The following is a 17,839-nucleotide window of genomic DNA, read 5'->3' on the forward strand; positions in this document are numbered from 1 at the left end:
TCCTTCGGGGTAGCTTCAGCGCTTTTCGAAGATCAGGTCGTGTGATTCGCGGCCGACGAGGTCGGCGCGTTGCTCGAACTTGGTCACCGGCCGCCAGTCCGGCCGCGGGGCCCAGCCTTCGTACCGGTTGCGCAGCGTGGGCTCGGCGGAGCAGACCTCGAGCATCTGCTCGGCGTAGTTCTCCCAGTCCGTCGCCAGGTGGAAGGTGCCGCCGGGCTTGAGCCGCGAAGCGACCAGAGCGACGAACGCGGGCTGCACGATCCGTCGTTTGTGGTGCTTCTTCTTCGGCCACGGGTCGGGGAAGAACAGCCGGACGCCGTCGAGCGCGCCCGGTGCGACGTGCTCGGTCAGCAGGATCACCGCGTCACCGTGCAGCAGGCGCAGGTTCTCCACGCCCAGCTTCTCCGCGCGCAGCATGAGCTGGCCCAGCCCGGGCTCGTACACCTCGGCGGCCACGTAGTTGAGCTCCGGGGCGGTCGCCGCGAGCTGCGAGGTGGTCTCGCCCATGCCCGAGCCGATCTCCAGCAGCACCGGCGCCTCGCGCCCGAACCACCCGCCGAAGTCCACCGGCCCCGGCGCCAGCCCGGTGACCGTGCGCCCCAGCCGCGGCCACAGTTCTTCCCAGGCCCGCTGCTGGCCGACGGTCATCCGGCCGCCGCGGTTGACGTAGCTGACCACGCTGCGCAGCCGTGGCTGGTCCTCGTTCTCCACCGGCCCAACATACGGGTGGTGCTCTAGCGGACCGCTTCGAACTCCCCCAGCCGGGACCGCAGCCCGGCCAGACCGGCGACCGGGATCGGCTCCGGAGTGGTGCCGGAGTGCGCGGGCAGCACGTCGATCCACCCGTCGTGGCGGTCGGTGTTCACCACGGTGGTCGGGATGGAGTGACCGGACTTCCCGCGCTCGGACGGCATGAACTCCCAGTAGCCGGACTCGCCGTCGGCCGCCCAGGGCACGAACTCCCAGCCCGGGCGCCGGGTGAGCAGTTGCGCGATGCGGTCCTCGATGCGGAAGCCCAGCTCCCGCGATTCGAGCCGGCCGCTCGCCACGGCGCGCAGCCACCACGGCGCGGGCAGCGGGCCCTCGCGACCGCTGGCCCGGCGGAACAGCGCCAGCACGACGTCCTCGGCCGCGCGGTGCACCCACGCCTGCCGGAGATCGCCGGGGCGGTCCGCGGGCAGGGCGAACCGCGGCAACTCGATGGCCTGCGACCACTCCAGGTCCAGCATCGGCTCGAGCCGGGGCCGGGGGGCCGCTTCGTTGCGGGCCGAGGGGATGGGACTTTCCAGTCCCTGATCAGCGTCCACCGTCAAGGTTCACCTCCGCGGAGCTGAGACGGGTTCGCGCGTTACTTCGAATATGGTGGGGACTTCGACATCATGTCCGCTCCGTGTGAGAGAAGCCACAGCGCTTTACGCGGTCTTAATCCATTCGCCGGATGTGCGAGCGGAAAGCCCGTGCAGGGGCACGATCAGGCATCGCGGCGGTCCGCGGTGATCACTCCGGCCGCGAAGAAAACCACGCAGATCGCGGCGAAATACCCGAGATAACCCCAGGGTCCCAACGGCGGCGACAGTTTCAGTGCGGATCTCGTGAAATCCCCACCGGCGAACTGCGAAGCCGCGTAGAACGGCAGCCACTGGTAGATGTCGGCGCCGACCTTCGGGATCAGCAGCACCAGCCCCTCCACGAGCTGGGTCCACACGAGCACGAGGGTCAGCGCCGCCGCGGTGCTGCGCAGCAGCAGCCCGACACCGACGCCGAGCAGCCCGGTCAGCGCGAAGGTCACGGTCTGGCCGAGCACCAGCCGCCAGTCGGCCGCGGTGCGCAGCGCCAGGTCGGCGTCCGGGCGCGCGAGCGCGGCCAGCCCCCACGAACCGGCTCCGGCCAGCAGCCCGAGCAGCGCGCACAGCAGGAAGACCACCGCGCCCTTGGCCAGCAGCGCCGGCACGCGCCGGGGCACGGCCTGGAAGGTCAGCCGCAGGGTGCCCCAGCCGGAGTCCGAGGTCGCGGCGAGCACCGCCAGCACCAGCGCGACCGTGCGGCCGATCCCGGTGGCGAGCTGGGTGTTGCCGACGTCCGCGGTGATCTCCGGGCCGGTCAGCAGGAAGAACAGCAGGGTGAAGCCGAGCGGCGCGGCCACCGCGAGCAGGCCGCACCACCACGGCGCCCGGGTGCTGAAGAGCTTGATGCGCTCGGCGCGCAGGACGTTCATCGCGGTCCCCCGGTGGTGAACTCGGTCGCTTCGCCGGTCAGCCCCAGATACGCCTGCTCCAGCGACCCGGCGAGCGGACTCAGCTCGTGCAGCGTGGCGCGGGCGTGGTGGGCCAGCTCGCCGACGGCGTCACTGTCCAAGGTGGAGACGACGAACGCGCCCCGCTCCTCGGTGAATTCCGCGCCGCGCTCGCGCAGGGCGGCCCGCAGCGCGTCCGCGTGCGGGGTGCGCACCCACACCCCGAGTGAGCCGGCGCGGTCCACGAACGCCTGCATCGTGCCTTGGTAGATCAGCCGCCCGCGGCCGATCACCACCAGGTCCTGCGCCGTCTGCTCCATCTCCGGCAGCAGGTGGCTGGAGACGAACACGGTGCGGCCCTCGGCGGCGAGCGCGTGCATCAGCTGCCGGATCCAGTGCACGCCCTCGGGGTCGAGCCCGTTCACCGGCTCGTCGAACAGCAGCACCTTCGGGTCGCCGAGCAGCGTGGTCGCGATGCCGAGCCGCTGGAGCATGCCGAGGGAGAACTCCCCCGCGCGCTTCTTGGCCACCGAATCGAGCCCGACCAGCTCCAGCACCTCGTCCGCGCGGCGGTCCGGCAGGCCGTTGGTGGCCGCGAGCCAGCGCAGGTGCGAGCGGGCGCTGCGGCCGGGGTGGCGCCAGGTGGCGTCGAGCAGCGCGCCGACCGTCCGGAGTGGATCACGCAGCTCGCGGTAGGGACGGCCGTCGACGTGCGCGGTGCCGGCCGTCGGGGTGTCGAGACCGAGCAGCAGCCGCATCGTGGTGGACTTGCCGGCGCCGTTGGGCCCGAGGAACCCGGTCACCCGGCCGGCCTCGGCGGTGAACGTCAGATCGTTCACCGCCGTGGTGTCGCCGTAGGACTTCGTCAGCCCCTTCGCTTCGAGCACGCGCGCTCCCCTCCCGGTTCGCGCGAACTCTACCGGCCGACGGGAAATCCGGGCCGCCCCCCGAATTTCGGCGACCCGGATTTTCCTTTATCCCCTTTTTCCCCCTGTTCGCGACCCGGCCTTCGGCCCCCGCCCGGCCCGGTCGCGAACCTCCCTGTGCGGGTCTCAGGCGTCGCGCTTCTTCGCGACCCCGATGGCGATGGCCAGCATCACCACCGCGAAAGCGGCGAAGTAGGCCAGCGAACCGCCCTGCGAGAGCGCCGCGGAAGTGTCGTTGCCGGTACCGCGCAGGAACTTGTCGGCGACGGTGAACGGCAGCCACTCGTGGATCTTCGGGCCGATGGTCGGGATCAGCGTGACCAGGTTCTCCACGGCCAGCACGTAGATCAGCAGCAGCGCGATCGCGCCGGCGCTGTGCCGGATCAGGATGCCGACCGCCACCGCGATCACCGCGGCCAGGGCGAACAGCACGCCGACGCCGGCCACGTTGATCCACTTGGCCCCGCTGTCGAGCACCAGCTCGGACGACGGGCGGATGGCGTAGCCCAGCGCCCAGGCGCCGAACGCGCCGATCTCGCCGATCACCAGCGCGACCAGCGCGACGACGACGGCCTTGGCGGTGAGGGCCGAGCCGCGGTGCGGCACCGCCTGGAAGGTGGTGCGGATGGTGCCGAAGCGGTACTCGGTGGTCACCGAAAGCGCGGCCAGCACCATGATCACGGCGATGCCGAACTGGTAGCCGGCCTGGGTGGTGGACACGCCGACCGGCTCGTCCGACGGCGAGGCGCCCGCGATGAGCGCGGAGAAGCCGGCGGTGAGGACGATGGCGATCAGGGCGCACCACCACGGCGAGCGGGTGGTGAAGAGTTTGATGCGTTCAACCGCGAGCAGAGTCATGAGTCCGGTTCCTCGAAGAAGGGGTGGTCAGCGGGCGTGGGGCTGGGCGGCCGGCTGCGCTTCGGCCTCGAACCCGGTGTGGTACTCGACGGAGTCGCCGGTGATCTGCATGAAGGCCTGCTCCAGCGAGCCCGTCTGCGGGCTCAGCTCGTGGAGCACGATGTTCGCCGACGCCGCGAGCTCGCCGATCTTGTCACTGTCCATTCCGGACACCACGAGCGCGTTGCCGGAGTCGGTCACCTGCGCGCTGGCGTGCACCAGCTGCTCGCGCAGCGCCGGAAGCTGCGGTGAGCGCACCTTCACGGTGTTCTCCGCGGCGCGCGCCACGAATTCCTCCGTGGTGGACTGCGCGATGAGCTGCCCCTTGCCGATCACGATGAGATCGCTCGCGGTCAGCGCCATCTCCGAGAGCAGGTGGCTGGAGACGAAGACCGTGCGGCCCTCCTCGGCCAGCCGGTGCATGAACTTGCGGATCCAGAGGATGCCCTCGGGGTCGAGGCCGTTCACCGGCTCGTCGAACAGCAGCACCTCGGGGTCGCCCAGCAGCGCGGCGGCGATGCCGAGGCGCTGCGACATGCCGAGCGAGAACCCGCCGGCGCGCTTGTCCGCGACGCTGGTGAGGCCGACGGTGTCGAGCACCTCCTCGACCCGCGAGGCCGGGATCCGGTTGGACTTGGCCATCCACGCCAGGTGCGCGCGGGCGGAGCGGTTGGGGTGCACCCACTTCGCGTCCAGCAGCGCGCCGACGGTGCGCAGCGGGTCCTTCAGCTCGTGGTAGCGCTTGCCGCCGATGCGGACCTGGCCCGAACTCGGGTTGTCCAGGCCGAGGATCATGCGCATGGTGGTGGACTTGCCGGCGCCGTTCGGGCCCAGGAAGCCGGTGACCTTCCCCGCGGCCACCCCGAACGACAGGTTGTTCACCGCGACCGTGCTGCCGTAGCGCTTGGTGAGACCTGATGCCTCGATCATCCCTGCTCCCTCTATCACGGCCGTTGCCGTTCACCCTCGTGCTCTTACCGGCACCATCGTGACCCAGCGGGACCGGTCTTGGCGTCATCCTGTGGGCCCATCCGGCCCCCCGACCTGAGTAGTACCCAATCGTGTGGACAGTCGACCGGCGATCGGTGACCTCCCTGAGCCGACCCTGAGATCCCCCTGAGACCGAGGCGCTTTTCAGCCGAGCCCCGGCCGCGCCAGCCCGGTCTCGTACGCCAGCACCACGGCCTGCACCCGGTCGCGGAGGTCCAGTTTGGCCAGGATGCGGCCGACGTGGGTCTTCACCGTGGCTTCGGAGAGGAACAACGACTCGGCGATCTCCAGATTGGACAGTCCTTTCGCGATCAACACGAGGACCTCGCGCTCGCGGTCGGTCAGCACGTCCAGCTCGCGCGCGTCGCGGACCGGGGAGCCGCCCGTGCCGACGAAGCGGTCCAGCAGGCGGCGCGTGACCGAAGGCGAGACCACGGCGTCGCCGGAGGCCACCGCGCGCAGGGCCGAGACCAGGTGGTCCGGCTGCGTGTCCTTGAGCAGGAACCCGGAAGCACCGCCCTGTAGCGCCGAGTACACGTACTCGTCGAGGTCGAACGTGGTCATCACGAGCACCCGCGCGGTGCCGGCCGCGACGATCCGCTTCGTCGCCTCCACCCCGTCGAGCACCGGCATCCGCACGTCCATCAGCACGACGTCCGGGCGCAGCTCGGCCGCCAGCCGGATGGCCTGCGCGCCGTCGCCGGCCTCGCCCACCACGTCGATGTCGTCCTGCGCGCCCAGCACCATCCGGAACCCGACGCGCATCAGCTCCTGGTCGTCGACGACCACCACCCGGATCACGGCGTCAGCCTGACCGGCAGTACCGCCCGCACCTGCCACCCACCGGCGGGCACGGGGCCCACCTCCAGCGTTCCGCCGTACACGTTCGCGCGCTCCCGCATCCCGATCAGCCCGTTCCCGCCCGCGACGGCCAGCCGCGGGTCCTTCTTCGACGGCCCGGCGTGCGCCGAGACCGGTTCGAACCGGTTCGCCCGCCCGGCGCCGTCGTCGAGGACGAGCACCTCCACCGTCTCGCCCACGCGGCGCACGCGCACCTCGGCGCGGGCTCCCCGGCCCGCGTGCTTGAGCGTGTTCGTCAGCGATTCCTGCACGATCCGGTACAGCCCGAGCGAGACCCCGGCGGGCAGGTCCGCCAGGTCGGCCAGGTCGTTGCCCACGTCCAGCTCCACCGGCACCCCGGCCGCGCGCACCCGTTCGGTCAGCTCGGCCAGCGCGCCCGCGTCCGGCTGGGGCACGCGGGGCTCGCCGTCGCCGTCGTCGTCGCGCAGCACGTCGAGCAGCCGGCGCAGCTCGCCGAGCGCGCCGCGGCCGGTCTCGGAGATCGTCTGCAGCGCGCGACCGGCCAGCTCCGGGCTCTTCGGCAGCGCGAGCGCCGCGCCGTCGGCCTGCACCACCATCACGCTCACCGAGTGCGCGACCACGTCGTGCAGCTCGCGCGCGATCCGGCCCCGCTCCTCGGCGACGGCGATCCGGGTGGCCTGGTCGCGCTCGGTCTCCAGCAGGTGCAGGCGTGCCTCCACCTCTTCGTGGTAGGCCCGCCGCGCGCCGACGAACTCGCCGAGCGTCCAGCACAGCGCCAGGCCGAAGATGGTGAACAGCACCTCGCCGAGCCCGGAGGTCCGCTCGTCGGTGAGTATCTCCACGGTGTTCAGCACGGCGAGCGCGCCGAGGTAGACCAGCCCCTGTTTGCGCCCGACGTAGACCACGATCGAGTACAGGCTCATCGCCATCGCGAAGACGCCGGAGATCCCGAGCTGCAGCGTGGTGTGCGCGATGCTGACCAGCAGGATGGCGTAGGCCGACCACAGCGGGCTCCGGCGGCGGAACGCCAGCGGCACCACCATCAGCGCGTCGACCGGGATCGCGACGAACCACGGCTGCGGCTTCAGCCCGCCTTCGGACAGCACCCCGCTCAAGAAGAACAGGACGTCGACCAGCCCCAGGAGCACGGCGAGCAGCGTGTCCCCCGCGATGGGGTGGGCGCGCATCCACAGGCTGAGTCTTCGCACGCGTCAACCTTAAGTCGGCGCGGGCCTCCGGCGCGTCGGCCGCCGGTAGCACCTTCGGTGCGACCCGAGGATGACCGGCATGGCACGATTTCCCGGCGCGCGTTTCGCAGACGAATCGGGAGGGGGCCGGGCCGTGACGGCAGCGGAGCAGGGGCGCCTCGCGGGCCCGCTGTCGATGTCGGTGGCCAACCTCTGCCACCGGCTCCAGTCGCAGGTCTCCCCGCGCACGGCCGCGGGCTTCGCCGAGGTGCTGCGCCGGCTGGGCGCGCCGTTGCAGGTGGCGGTGGCCGGGCGGATCAAATCGGGCAAGTCGACGCTGGTCAACGCGTTGATCGGGCGCCGGGTCGCGCCCACCGACATCGGTGAGTGCACCCGGCTGGTCACCCGGTTCCAGTACGGCACGGTGGACCGGGTCGAGGTCGTGTTCACCGACGGCCGCAAGCAGGTGCTGCCCTTCGCCGCCGACGGCTCGATCCCGGCCGAGCTGGGGGTGGACATCGGCGAGGTTTCGCACCTCGAGGCGTACCTGACCAACGCCGTGCTGCAGGGCATGACCGTGATCGACACCCCGGGCCTCGGCTCGCTCGACGCGGCGTCCGTCTCGCGCACCGAGCTGCTGCTGGGCGCGGCCAAGGAGGCGGACGAGGGCACTCACAAGGACACCGACGAGCTGGACGACACCTCGCGCAACGCCGTCGCGGGCGCGGAAGCGGTGCTGTACGTGGTGACGCAGGGCGTGCGCGCGGACGACCAGCAGGCGCTCGCCGCGTTCACCGCCGCCACCGCGAGCCGTGAAGCGGGCCCGGTCAACGCGATCGCCGTGCTGAACAAGGCGGACACGATCGTGGCGGAGTCGGTGGCCGGCTCCGGCGGCGACGTCTGGAAGGCCGCGACGATGCTCGCGGCCAAGCAGGCGGTCACGCTCAAGCCGCGGGTGGCCGACGTGCTGCCGGTGATCGGCCTGATGGCCGAGTCCGCGGAGTCCGGCGGCTTCACCTCCGCCGATGCCGAGGCGCTGCGGAAGCTGGCCGGGCTGGACGAAGAAGTGCTGGAAACGATGCTGATCTCGGCCGACATCTTCACCGGCTGGGAGTGCGAGGTGCCCGCCGGCCTCCGCCTGCGGCTGCTGGAGAAGCTGGACCTGTTCGGCGTCCGGTGCGCGGTCGACGCGATCCGCGCGGACCCGGCCGTCACCGCGGGCGCGCTGCGGCGGAAGCTGCTCGACGCTTCCGGCCTGGACGCCGTGCGCCAACGGCTGTCCATCGTCTTCGCCGCGCGCGCGGACGGGATCAAGGCCGCGGCCGCCCTCGCTTCGGTGACCGCACTGGCCCACGCGTCCGGCGACGCGGGCGAGCGTCAGCGGGTGCACGACGCCATCGAGGTCCTGCTCGCCAAGCCGGAGGCGCACGCGCTGCGGCTGCTGGAAGCGTTGACGCTGGTCGCCTCCGGGGCCGTCGACATGCCGGAGGACCTGGCGGAGGAGGTGCTGCGCGTCGGCAGCAACGCCGACCTCGGCGCGCAGCTCGGCCTTCCCGGGGCCCCGCGGCCACAGCTCGCCGCGCACGCGCTGGAGCGGGCGGGCTGGTGGCGGTCGTTCGCCTCGTTCGGCGCGACGCCGGCGCAGAGCCGGGTCGCGCACGTCGTCCACCGGGCGTATTTCCTGATCTGGCAACAGATCCGCGAGTGACGAGGCCGCCACCGGTTTCGGCGTAGGCTGGCTTTCGTGCACGTGGAGAACACCACTTCGTGGCGGGCGTCCTGGGGGAGCGAACTCGAGGTCGACATCGCGTTGTACCTCCGCGACGTCCTCGCGCTCTCGGTCGAAGACGGCCAGGTGCTGCCCCCGGTGGAGCCCGCGGTGCCGGTGCGCATCCCGCCCGCCGTCGACCGGGCCGAGGTCCAGGCGCAGTGGGCCGGTTGGTGGAACGACCTCCTGACCTCGCTGCGCGGCCGGGGCGAGCCCGGCCCCCGCGCGCCGCGAGGCCGCTTCCGCCGCCCCGTGCCGGGTGACGGCTCGGCCATCGACCGCGCCGCCCAGCACTTCGCGCCCGCCGCGTCCCGGCACTTCGCCGCCGCGCGCGGCTCGGGCCTGCGAGACGGCCGGGACCCGGCCGCCCCCGGTTTCTACCGCCGCCACATCCTGGCCGGCGACCGGCTGGGCCAGCTCGTCCGCGAGACCGAGGTGGACCTCGGCCGCCGGGCCCACCCGTTCCGGCTGTCGGTCATCGAGATCTCGGTCGCGGGCCGCGTCTGGGCCCGCACGGCGGAGGACCAGATCCTCGTTTCGTCCCGCTTCGCCGAGGACCCGCCGGCGCTGGAGGCGGCCATGCGCGCGGTGATCCAGGAGCTGGCCTGAGGTCCGCGCAAACGCTTGCACCTGGCCTTATGCCCGATCCGCCGGACTCGATCCCGGGTGCTGCACCCGGGCGGCGCCGGTCTGCCGCACACTGGGTGGGCCGGTCGGCGCGAAGGACCAGGGGGTGAGGGTTGTGGCTCGGTTTCGCAGCGAGGAAGTCGGTCCCGGGGACCCGGGCCCCGAAACCGGGGGAACCTCCTCGGAGGCGGCCGCGTCGGACACCGGTGTGGACGTCGCACCCGCCCCCGGTGACCTCGCCCCGGCCGACCTCGGCCGGGCGCTGGCCGACCGCCAGGCCCTGATCAAGCTCTGCCTCTACGCCCTCGACCGCGCCCGCAGCGGCGGCGTGGCCGAACGGCTGGAGCACGGGCTGGCCGGCATCGGCGTCACCGCGCTGCGCCCGGACGGCGAGCGCTTCGACCCGGCCCGGCACGAGGCGGGCGGCGCGGTCACCACCGACGACCCGGCGCTCGACGGGGTGGTCGCCGAGACCGAGGTGATCGGTTTCGCCGATCACGAACGGTTGCTGCGGGCGCCGGTCGTCACCGTCTACGCGAAGCGCGCCCCGTGACCGCGCCCACCCTGCCCGCCCAGGTCCAGGCGGCGCGGGAGCAGTTGACGGCCTTCGTCCGCGAGGCCGACCCGCAGGCCGCCAAGTGGGTCGACGAGGTGCGCCGGGCGCGGCCGGGCAAGCCGTCCGTGGTGGTGGTCGGCGAGACCAACCGCGGGAAGAGCTCGCTGGTCAACGCCCTGCTCGGGATGCCGGGTCTGTCCCCTGTGGACGCTGACGTGGCCACCGCCACGTACCTGGTGTTCGAGCACGGCGAGGGCTGGGGCGCCCAGGCCTGTTACCCCGGCCAGCTCGCACCGGTGCCGATCCCGCTGCCGGAGCTGGTCGACTGGGTCTCGGCGACGCACGAGCTGCCGGCCGGGCAGATCCCGCCGCGGTACGTCGAGGTCAGCGGACCGGTGCCGCTGCTGGAGCGGCTGACGGTGGTCGACACCCCGGGCGTCGGCGGGCTGGACTCGCTGCACGGCGAGCTGGCCAAGGAGGCCGCGGCCGGCGCGACCGCGCTGCTGTTCGTGGTCGACGCCTCGGCCCCGTTCACCTCCACCGAGCTGCAGTTCCTCCGCGACGTCGGCGACCGGGTCGAGACCGTGGTGTTCGTGCTGGCCAAGGTGGACGGGTTCCGCGGCTGGCGGGAGATCCTGGAGGCGGACCGGCGGCTGCTGGCCGAGCACGCCCCGCGATTCGCCGACGCCGTCTTCCACCCGGTTTCGGCGCGGGTGTTCGAAACGGCCGCAAAGGCGCCGAACCCGCAGGTGGCCGCGATGCTGCGGGAGAAGTCCGGCGTGGCGGCGGTCCAGGTCGCGCTGCAGGAGCTGCTGGTCGGCCGTTCGGCCATGCTCGCCGAGGCCAACACGCTGCGGGCGCTCTCCAGCGCGCTCGGCGCGATCAAGGCGAAGCTGCGGGCGGAGAGCCGGGCGCTGTCCGCGGGCGAGGCCGAGGCGGAGCAGCTTCGGGCCCGCCGCGACCAGCTCCAGGCCGAGCGCCGCACGTCGACCCGGGGCTGGCAGCTCAAGCTGCGGGGCGAGGTGCAGCGCACCCGGGTCGAGGTCGGCCACGAGAGCAGCCGGCAGATGCGGGACGCGCAGACGCACTTCCGCCGGGGCATCGAGGCGGCCAAGCGCGAGGAGCTGGCCGCGCTGCCACCGCAGGTCGACATCGCGTTGCAGACCACTTCGCAACGGATCTCGATGCTGCTTTCGCAGCGCCTGAACCACGTGACGAACGTGGCCCTGTCGGAGCTGTTCTCCGCCGAGGAGCTGGACGTGATCCGCGCGCAGTTCGCCCGGGCCGGCGGACCGCCCGTGGTGCTGCGCCCACCGGACAAGAAGCCGCCGACGGCCGAGGACCGGCTGCTGGTCTTCATGGGCATCTCGGGCGGGGTCGGCGGGGCCAAGATCGCCGCGCTCCCGCTGGCCGGGGTGGCCGTCCTGAACCCGGTGGTGCTGCCGGCCACGATCATCATCGGCCTGGGCGCGGGCTGGTGGATGGCCCGCACCCGCAAGCACGCCGCCGACAAGCAGCACCTGAAGCAGTGGCTGGTCGAGGCCATCGCCGACGCCCGCTCCACCCTCGACCAGCTCGTCGCCGAGCAGCTCATCGAGGCCGAGCAGCAACTGTCCATGGCGCTCGACGAGGCCCTCACCCGGCGCATCGAGGCGATCGAGGCCGAGCTCAAGGAGGTGGACCGGACGATCAAGATGGGCGCACAGGAGCGGGCCCGGAAGATCGCGGTCGTCTCGAAGCGGCTGCGCGAGGCCAGCGAGGGTCGTGACCGGGCGGAATCCCTGCTCGCCCGCATCCGCGCGCTGCGCGAGTCGGCGCGGCGGACGGCGTGATCCGGTTGTGGTCGGGAACCGGACCGGCCTAACGTGAGTCCTACGTCCGACAACCGAAACAGCCGGTGAGACCCGGTCGCAAAAGGGGGCTTTTCCCATGTGGGTCGACGAGAGTGGCGGCACGGACACCGACGCGGCCGGCACCGAGGCGATGACGGTCCACGTCGATGGCCAGGAGTACCAGGCCGAGGTCAACTACGACGTCGACCAGGACGGGGTCTCCGACACCGCGATCGTCGAGCACGCCGACGGCACTGCGCAGGACTTCGTCGACACCGACCACGACGGCACCGCCGACCACTACGCGGTGCTCGACTCGACCGGCCACGTCGTCGACCAGGCCGTGTACGACGAGGCCAGCGGCGCCTGGGTGGAATCGGGCGAAGGCCACCCCGGCGGCACCGGCGCGCCCGGCCAGGACGACTCGACCGGCGGCCACATCCACGCCGACCTGCCCGGCGGCGAGGTCGACGCCGGGGTCGCGACCGTCGACACCGACCACGACGGCCACAACGACACCGCGGTCGTCGAGACCAAGTCCGGCGGCACCGTCGCGTTCACCGACTCCGACGGCGACGGCGAAGCCGACATCGCGGTGCAGATCGACGCCGACGGCACCACGCACACGTTCGACCACACCGGCGCCGGCCAGTGGACCGAGGCCGGGTCCGGCGCCGGGTCCGCCGATCCCGCGGGCGACCAGGCCTGGGGCGGCGACGGCACGCAGTTGCTCAACGGGGTCGCGAAAATCGATTCCGGCACCGGCCAGTGGATCAGCCCCAACTGATTCTTCCGTCCTTCGCCGGTCCGTCACCGACCCGGCCCCAGCCGCTGCGGAAACCGTTCCGCCGAGCAGGCCGGCCGCGTTCCGCATCCGCCGGACCCCGGTCGATCGGGTAACTTGCGTCACACCGGGCCCGACCCGCATTTCGCGTGATCGGGTCCGTTCGCGTTTCCGGACGGTTGCCCGGGGCCGCGACGGCGACCCGGCCCGCGAGAAGATTTCCGGCAGTAGACCGAACCGGTGACAACTGAATCGATTCCCTTATCGTTCTTGTGAGAGAACCGACAGGTCAGCTCTCGGTTACCCGCCGGTCATCCCGCTACAGTCGGGGAATCCCAAAAACCCGCACGCCGGATTCGCCGCCGGTGGGCGAAGCCATTCGGTCGCCGGCAACGAGGCCCGCACCTGAACACAGTCGTTCGGGGTGTGGGCTCTTTTGTCGTCGGAAGTCAGGAGTAGAGATGACCGCAGTCGCCATCCCCGGACTGGACACCGCGCCGACGACGCACAGTGGCGTGCTGTCCTGGGTCCGGGAGGTCGCCGAGCTGACCACCCCGGACCGGGTGGTGTGGGTCGACGGGTCCGACGAAGAGGCCGCCCGGATGAACCAGGAGCTGGTCGAGGCCGGCACCTTCGTGCAGCTGGAGGCCAAGCCGAACTCCTTCTGGGCCACTTCCGACCCCGGTGACGTCGCCCGCGTCGAGGACCGCACCTTCATCTGTTCGAAGCGGCCCGAGGACGCCGGCCCGACGAACCACTGGACCGACCCGGCCGAGATGAAGGCCACCATGACCGAGCTGTACCGCGGCTCGATGCGGGGCCGCACCATGTACGTGATCCCGTTCTGCATGGGACCGCTCAGCGACGAAAACCCCAAGCTGGGCCTGGAAATCACCGACTTCGCCTACGTCGTGGCCTCGATGCGCGTGATGACGCGCGCCGGTCAGGCGGCGCTGGACAAGTTCATCGACCCGGACGGCACCGAGCGCGAGTTCGTGCCCGCGCTGCATTCCGTCGGTTTCCCGCTCGAGCCGGGCCAGAAGGACGCCGCCTGGCCGTGCAACGAGACGAAGTACATTTCGCACTTCCCCGAGGAGCGCGCGATCTGGAGCTACGGCTCGGGTTACGGTGGCAATTCGTTGCTGGGCAAGAAGTGCTACGCGCTGCGCATCGCCTCGGTGATGGCGCGCGACGAGGGCTGGCTGGCCGAGCACATGCTGATCCTGAAGCTGATCTCCCCGGCCGAAGAGGTCCACTACGTCGCGGCGGCGTTCCCGAGCGCCTGCGGCAAGACCAACCTGGCGATGCTGCAGCCGACCGTTCCGGGCTGGCGCGCCGAGACCCTCGGCGACGACATCGCGTGGATGCGCTTCGGCGAGGACGGCCGGCTGTACGCGGTCAACCCGGAGTTCGGCTTCTTCGGCGTCGCGCCGGGCACCGACTGGCACACCAACCCGAACGCCATGCGCACCATCGAGCAGGGCAACACCGTGTTCACCAACGTCGCGCTGACCGAAGACGGCGACGTCTGGTGGGAGGGCATGGAGAACACGCCCGAGCACGCCACCTCGTGGAAGCACGAGGACTGGACGCCGGCCTCGGGCGAGAAGGCGGCGCACCCGAACTCGCGTTACACCACGCCGATGTCGCAGTGCCCGACCCTCGCCGCGGAGTGGGACGACCCGAAGGGCGTGCCGATCTCGGCCATCCTGTTCGGTGGCCGCCGCAAGACCACGGTGCCGCTGGTGAACCAGGCCCGGGACTGGCAGCACGGCGTGTTCATGGGCGCCACCATGTCCTCGGAGACCACGGCGGCCGCGGCCGGAGCGGTCGGCAACGTGCGCCGCGACCCGATGGCCATGCTGCCGTTCCTCGGCTACCACGCCGGTGACTACTTCAAGCACTGGCTGACCCTGGGCAAGAACGCGGACGCGGACAAGCTGCCGAAGATCTTCTACGTCAACTGGTTCCGCCGCGGCGACGACGGCCGGTTCCTGTGGCCGGGATTCGGGGAGAACTCGCGGGTGCTCAAGTGGGTCGTCGACCGGGTCGAGGGCCGGGGCAACGCGGTCGAGACGCCAATCGGCTTCGTGCCGACCGCGGCCGACCTCGACACCGAGGGCCTGACCGAGCCGACCGAGGACATCCAGGCCGCGCTGGCCGTGGACCCGGCCGAATGGCGGGCGGAGCTGCCGCTGATCGAGGAGTGGTTCGCGAAGATCGGTGAGGTCCCGACCTCGCTGCGCGACGAGCTCGACGCGCTGGCCCAGCGCCTGGGCTGACCCCCGGGCGCGAAGGCCGGCGAGGCCCCCTTACCCGTGTGGCCCGCGGGTGAGGGGGCCTTGCCGGCGTTCGGGGCCGGCGCACCGGACCGCCGGTGGCCGGGCCCGATCGGTACCGTGGGGCCATGACCGTTTCTGGGGTGAAACCGTTCCGCTTCGGGGTGAACCTGCTGCTGCCCGACTCGCGCGACGCCTGGGTGGCCAAGTGCCGCCGCGTGGAGGAGGCGGGCTTCGACGTGCTGAGCGTGGCCGACCACCTGGGCCTGGCCCCGCCGTTCCCGGCGCTGGTGCTGGCCGGTGAGGTGACCAGCCGGGTCCGGTTGAACACCTTCGTGCTCAACGTCGGCTTCCACAAGCCGGCCCTGCTGGCGCGGGAGGTCACGGGAACCGATCAGTTCGTCGGCGGGCGGCTGGAGCTGGGCCTGGGCGCGGGTTACGTGGCGGAGGAGTTCGAGGCGGCGGAGCTGGAGTTCCCCAGCCCCGGGCGCCGGGTCGACCACCTGGAGCACACGATCAAGGAGCTCAAGCGGCGCTACGCCGACCCCGAGCACCGCCCGGCGCCGGTCGAGCCGGGCGGCCCGCCGCTGCTGATCGGCGGCAACGGCAACCGGATGCTCGCCCTCGCCGTCGAGCACGCCGACATCATCGCGTTCCCGGGCAGCACCGGCCTCGCGGCCCCGCACCTGTTCGTGCCGATGACCGCGGACGAGATCGAAGACCGCGTCCGGTTCGTCAACACCAAGCTGGGCGACCGGGCCGGCGAGCCGGAGTTCAACCTCCTCGTGCACTTCGTCGACGCGACCGAGGACCGGCAGGCGGCGCTGGAGGAGCTGCACGGGCGCCTTCCGGACGGGCCGAGCGTGGCGGAGCTGGCCGGCTCGCCGACCGTGCTGTTCGGCTCGCCCGAGGAGATCGCGCAGCAGTTGCTGGCGCACCGCGAACGGTTCGGGTTCTCCTACTACACCGTGCTGGAGCACCACCTGGAGGCGTTCGCGCCCGTGGTAGAGCTGCTGCGCGGCCGATGATCGACGCTCGCGGGCTCGGCGTGAAGGCGGGTGAGCTCTGGCTGCTCGATGACCTGGACTTCTCGGTCGAGCCCGGCGAGTGCGCGGTGCTCGTCGGGCCCAACGGCGTCGGCAAGTCGACGTTGATGCGGTGCCTGTACGGAATGCAGGAGCCCCAGCGCGGGCGGGTGCGGATCGACGGGAAGAAGCCGGACGAGCGGAGCCGGGAATTCCGCCGCAAGGTGTCCGTGCTGTTCGACGATTCGGACTTCTTCGCCGAGCTGACCCCGGTGCAGCACCTGGAGCTGCTGGCCGGCTCGTTCGGCGAGGACCTCGGCGACCTCGGCGAGCTGCTGGCCGACGCCGGTCTCGGTGAGCGCGCCCGCGTCACGGCCGGGCACTTCTCCGCGGGCCAGCGGCGGCGGCTGCTGCTGCTCGGCGTCACCGCCCGACCGCACCGGGTGCTGCTGCTCGACGAACCCGAGCGCGCGCTGGACACGGCGGGCAAGGAGTGGCTGGTGGACCTGATCGGCCGGTCCACGGCGGCGGGCGCGGCCGTGGTCGTGGCCACGCACCACCAGCCGCTGCTGGACGCGGCGGACAGCGTGCTCGAACTGTGGTGAGTCTCGGCGTCCGCCAGCGGGTGCCCGGCCGCAAGCGGTTCGGCGGAGTGTTCAGCGGCGACAGCGCCACGTTCATCCTGATGTTCGGCGGCGGCTTCCTGTTCACCGCGTTCTTCCGCACGGCGTCCTGGCATCGAGTCCTGTTCGGACCGTCCCCTGTGGACTACTCGGCGGTGCTGGGGCTGGTCCTGCTGTGCTGCGCGGTGGGCTGGCGCAGCCTGCTCCGCCGCGGGTTCGTCTGGGCCGAGCCGGCCGAGCTGACCTGGATGGACTTCGCCCGCGTCGACCGCCGCCGGGTGGTGGCGGCGCGGTTCGCGGGCGCGCTGACCGGGTTCGTGGTGGTGGTCGCCTACCTGGCCGCGCTGATGCTGGCGGTCGGCGGTGGTGGTCCGGCGCTGTGGCGCGCGGGATTCGCGTTGATCGTGGGCAGCGCGGTGCTGGTGTTCGCCACCGCGCGGCGCACCGCGGTGCGGGTCGACGCGGCGGGCCCGCTGGTGCTGGCCGTTGCGGGGTTCGCGATCGCGGCGGCGCGCCTCGGGCCGTCACCGGTGCTGTACGTCGGCGGCGCGGTCCTGCTGGGCGCGGCGGCGCTGGCCTTCGGCGGCGGCCCGGTGACCCGAGCGGGCCGCGCGATGCTGCTGGAGGGCTGGAACGCGCGGGTGCTGCGCTCGGTCGCGGTCACCTTCCTCGACCCGATGATGATGCTGCCGGAATCGGCGCCGGTGGGTTCGTGGTCGCTGCGCCACCCGTCGGCGCTGCGGCTGGCCTGGGCCGGGGTGGTCGGCCGGTCGCGTTACCTGGGCGCGCTGCTGCTGGTGGCGCTCGCCGTCGCGGTCGGCCACGTCGCTGTGCCGACGCTGCCGGGCGCGGTGCTGGTCGGGCTCGGCGCGTATGTCGCGCTCACGCCGTTCGGGGCCGGGCTGGGCGTGCTGTGGCGCAACCCGGGCCGACGGCGGTGGCTGGGCTCCTCGGACCGGGAGCTGGTGGTGGCCCACGGCGTCGCGCTGGTGGCGGTCGCCGCCGGCTGGTCCGCGCTGCTGGGCGTGGGGCTGCTGGCGCTGGGCACTTCGGTGCCGGGCCGGGCGTGGGTGATGGTGCCGGTGGCCGGGCTGGCCGTGCTGCGGACGGTGACGCGCAAGCCGGTGGACTACAGCAGCGCGGGTTTCGTGGACACCCCGGCCGGCCCCCTGCCCGCGAACCTGGCGCGCCAGTTGTTCCGCGGCCCGGACCTGCTGGCGGCCGGGATCCTGGTGCTCTCGCTGATCGGCTGAGCCGGTCGCGCGGGGTTAGGCTCCTGCGGGACGAGAG

The 17,839-nt window shown here is 72.2% G+C and carries 17 protein-coding genes; 9 read left to right on the forward strand and 8 right to left on the reverse strand.

Going from position 1 to position 17,839, the window contains the following annotated elements; translation table 11 throughout:
- Positions 1-15: 15 nt before the first annotated feature.
- From trmB to NYF13_RS06305, 8 genes are all read right to left on the reverse strand, one after another.
- Complete coding sequence (gene trmB, locus NYF13_RS06270) at positions 16-711, reverse strand: tRNA (guanosine(46)-N7)-methyltransferase TrmB (RefSeq protein WP_315654776.1); 696 nt, start codon at positions 709-711, stop codon at positions 16-18.
- 23 nt (positions 712-734) lie between these two features.
- Positions 735-1,229 carry a hypothetical protein gene (locus tag NYF13_RS06275; protein WP_396287242.1) on the reverse strand — a complete coding sequence of 165 codons (495 nt, stop codon included), beginning with the start codon at positions 1,227-1,229 and terminating at the stop codon, positions 735-737.
- 242 nt (positions 1,230-1,471) lie between these two features.
- Positions 1,472-2,215, reverse strand: a complete 744-nt coding sequence (locus NYF13_RS06280; protein ID WP_315654779.1) for a hypothetical protein — start codon at positions 2,213-2,215, stop codon at positions 1,472-1,474.
- Entirely contained in the window at positions 2,212-3,120 is a 909-nt protein-coding gene (locus NYF13_RS06285) for an ATP-binding cassette domain-containing protein (RefSeq protein ID WP_315654780.1), read from the reverse strand. Before NYF13_RS06285 ends, NYF13_RS06280 begins: the two co-directional genes overlap by 4 nt.
- Positions 3,121-3,285: 165 nt before the next feature.
- Positions 3,286-4,017 carry an ABC transporter permease gene (locus tag NYF13_RS06290; RefSeq protein WP_315654782.1) on the reverse strand — a complete coding sequence of 244 codons (732 nt, stop codon included), beginning with the start codon at positions 4,015-4,017 and terminating at the stop codon, positions 3,286-3,288.
- A 27-nt stretch (positions 4,018-4,044) separates the two neighbouring features.
- Positions 4,045-4,986 (reverse strand): ABC transporter ATP-binding protein, encoded by a 942-nt coding sequence (locus tag NYF13_RS06295; protein WP_315654783.1) that lies wholly within the window; start codon positions 4,984-4,986, stop codon positions 4,045-4,047.
- Positions 4,987-5,190: 204 nt separating this feature from the next.
- Complete coding sequence (locus NYF13_RS06300; protein WP_315654784.1) at positions 5,191-5,847, reverse strand: response regulator transcription factor; 657 nt, start codon at positions 5,845-5,847, stop codon at positions 5,191-5,193.
- Positions 5,844-7,040, reverse strand: coding sequence for a histidine kinase (locus NYF13_RS06305; RefSeq protein ID WP_315657226.1), 1,197 nt, complete (start codon positions 7,038-7,040; stop codon positions 5,844-5,846). The genes NYF13_RS06300 and NYF13_RS06305 overlap by 4 nt, the downstream gene beginning before the upstream one ends.
- Positions 7,041-7,251: 211 nt before the next feature.
- Here NYF13_RS06305 and NYF13_RS06310 point away from each other — a divergent pair, with 211 nt between their 5' ends.
- From NYF13_RS06310 to NYF13_RS06350, 9 genes are all read left to right on the forward strand, one after another.
- Complete coding sequence (locus tag NYF13_RS06310) at positions 7,252-8,763, forward strand: dynamin family protein (RefSeq protein WP_315657228.1); 1,512 nt, start codon at positions 7,252-7,254, stop codon at positions 8,761-8,763.
- 36 nt (positions 8,764-8,799) lie between these two features.
- Complete coding sequence (locus NYF13_RS06315) at positions 8,800-9,432, forward strand: hypothetical protein (protein ID WP_315654785.1); 633 nt, start codon at positions 8,800-8,802, stop codon at positions 9,430-9,432.
- Positions 9,433-9,565: 133 nt separating this feature from the next.
- Complete coding sequence (gene grpE, locus NYF13_RS06320; protein WP_396287244.1) at positions 9,566-10,003, forward strand: nucleotide exchange factor GrpE; 438 nt, start codon at positions 9,566-9,568, stop codon at positions 10,001-10,003.
- Complete coding sequence (locus NYF13_RS06325; RefSeq protein ID WP_315654787.1) at positions 10,000-11,838, forward strand: dynamin family protein; 1,839 nt, start codon at positions 10,000-10,002, stop codon at positions 11,836-11,838. Before grpE ends, NYF13_RS06325 begins: the two co-directional genes overlap by 4 nt.
- Before the next feature lie 97 nt (positions 11,839-11,935).
- On the forward strand, positions 11,936-12,625 hold the full coding sequence (locus NYF13_RS06330; RefSeq protein WP_315654788.1) for a hypothetical protein: 690 nt from the start codon (positions 11,936-11,938) through the stop codon (positions 12,623-12,625).
- A 458-nt stretch (positions 12,626-13,083) separates the two neighbouring features.
- Positions 13,084-14,904, forward strand: coding sequence for a phosphoenolpyruvate carboxykinase (GTP) (locus NYF13_RS06335; protein ID WP_315654789.1), 1,821 nt, complete (start codon positions 13,084-13,086; stop codon positions 14,902-14,904).
- Between the two features lie 125 nt (positions 14,905-15,029).
- The gene (locus NYF13_RS06340) at positions 15,030-15,929 is read left to right on the forward strand and encodes a TIGR03621 family F420-dependent LLM class oxidoreductase (protein ID WP_315654790.1); all 900 of its coding nucleotides are present in this window, start codon (positions 15,030-15,032) and stop codon (positions 15,927-15,929) included.
- Positions 15,926-16,531 carry an ABC transporter ATP-binding protein gene (locus tag NYF13_RS06345; protein ID WP_315654792.1) on the forward strand — a complete coding sequence of 202 codons (606 nt, stop codon included), beginning with the start codon at positions 15,926-15,928 and terminating at the stop codon, positions 16,529-16,531. The genes NYF13_RS06340 and NYF13_RS06345 overlap by 4 nt, the downstream gene beginning before the upstream one ends.
- Positions 16,525-17,802, forward strand: coding sequence for a DUF6297 family protein (locus tag NYF13_RS06350; RefSeq protein ID WP_315654793.1), 1,278 nt, complete (start codon positions 16,525-16,527; stop codon positions 17,800-17,802). Before NYF13_RS06345 ends, NYF13_RS06350 begins: the two co-directional genes overlap by 7 nt.
- The last annotated feature ends 37 nt before the right edge of the window (positions 17,803-17,839 follow it).

It is taken from the genome of Amycolatopsis sp. PS_44_ISF1 (assembly GCF_032335455.1).
Classification (GTDB): domain Bacteria; phylum Actinomycetota; class Actinomycetes; order Mycobacteriales; family Pseudonocardiaceae; genus Amycolatopsis.

Coding starts and splice junctions, on each gene's coding strand:
- NYF13_RS06275 (WP_396287242.1), bottom strand. CDS start 1,229: ATGCTGGACCTGGAGTGGTCGCAGGCCATCGAGTTGCCGCGGTTCGCC.
- NYF13_RS06280 (WP_315654779.1), bottom strand. CDS start 2,215: ATGAACGTCCTGCGCGCCGAGCGCATCAAGCTCTTCAGCACCCGGGCG.
- NYF13_RS06290 (WP_315654782.1), bottom strand. CDS start 4,017: ATGACTCTGCTCGCGGTTGAACGCATCAAACTCTTCACCACCCGCTCG.
- NYF13_RS06295 (WP_315654783.1), bottom strand. CDS start 4,986: ATGATCGAGGCATCAGGTCTCACCAAGCGCTACGGCAGCACGGTCGCG.
- NYF13_RS06310 (WP_315657228.1), top strand. CDS start 7,252: ATGTCGGTGGCCAACCTCTGCCACCGGCTCCAGTCGCAGGTCTCCCCG.
- NYF13_RS06330 (WP_315654788.1), top strand. CDS start 11,936: ATGTGGGTCGACGAGAGTGGCGGCACGGACACCGACGCGGCCGGCACC.
- NYF13_RS06335 (WP_315654789.1), top strand. CDS start 13,084: ATGACCGCAGTCGCCATCCCCGGACTGGACACCGCGCCGACGACGCAC.
- NYF13_RS06340 (WP_315654790.1), top strand. CDS start 15,030: ATGACCGTTTCTGGGGTGAAACCGTTCCGCTTCGGGGTGAACCTGCTG.
- NYF13_RS06345 (WP_315654792.1), top strand. CDS start 15,926: ATGATCGACGCTCGCGGGCTCGGCGTGAAGGCGGGTGAGCTCTGGCTG.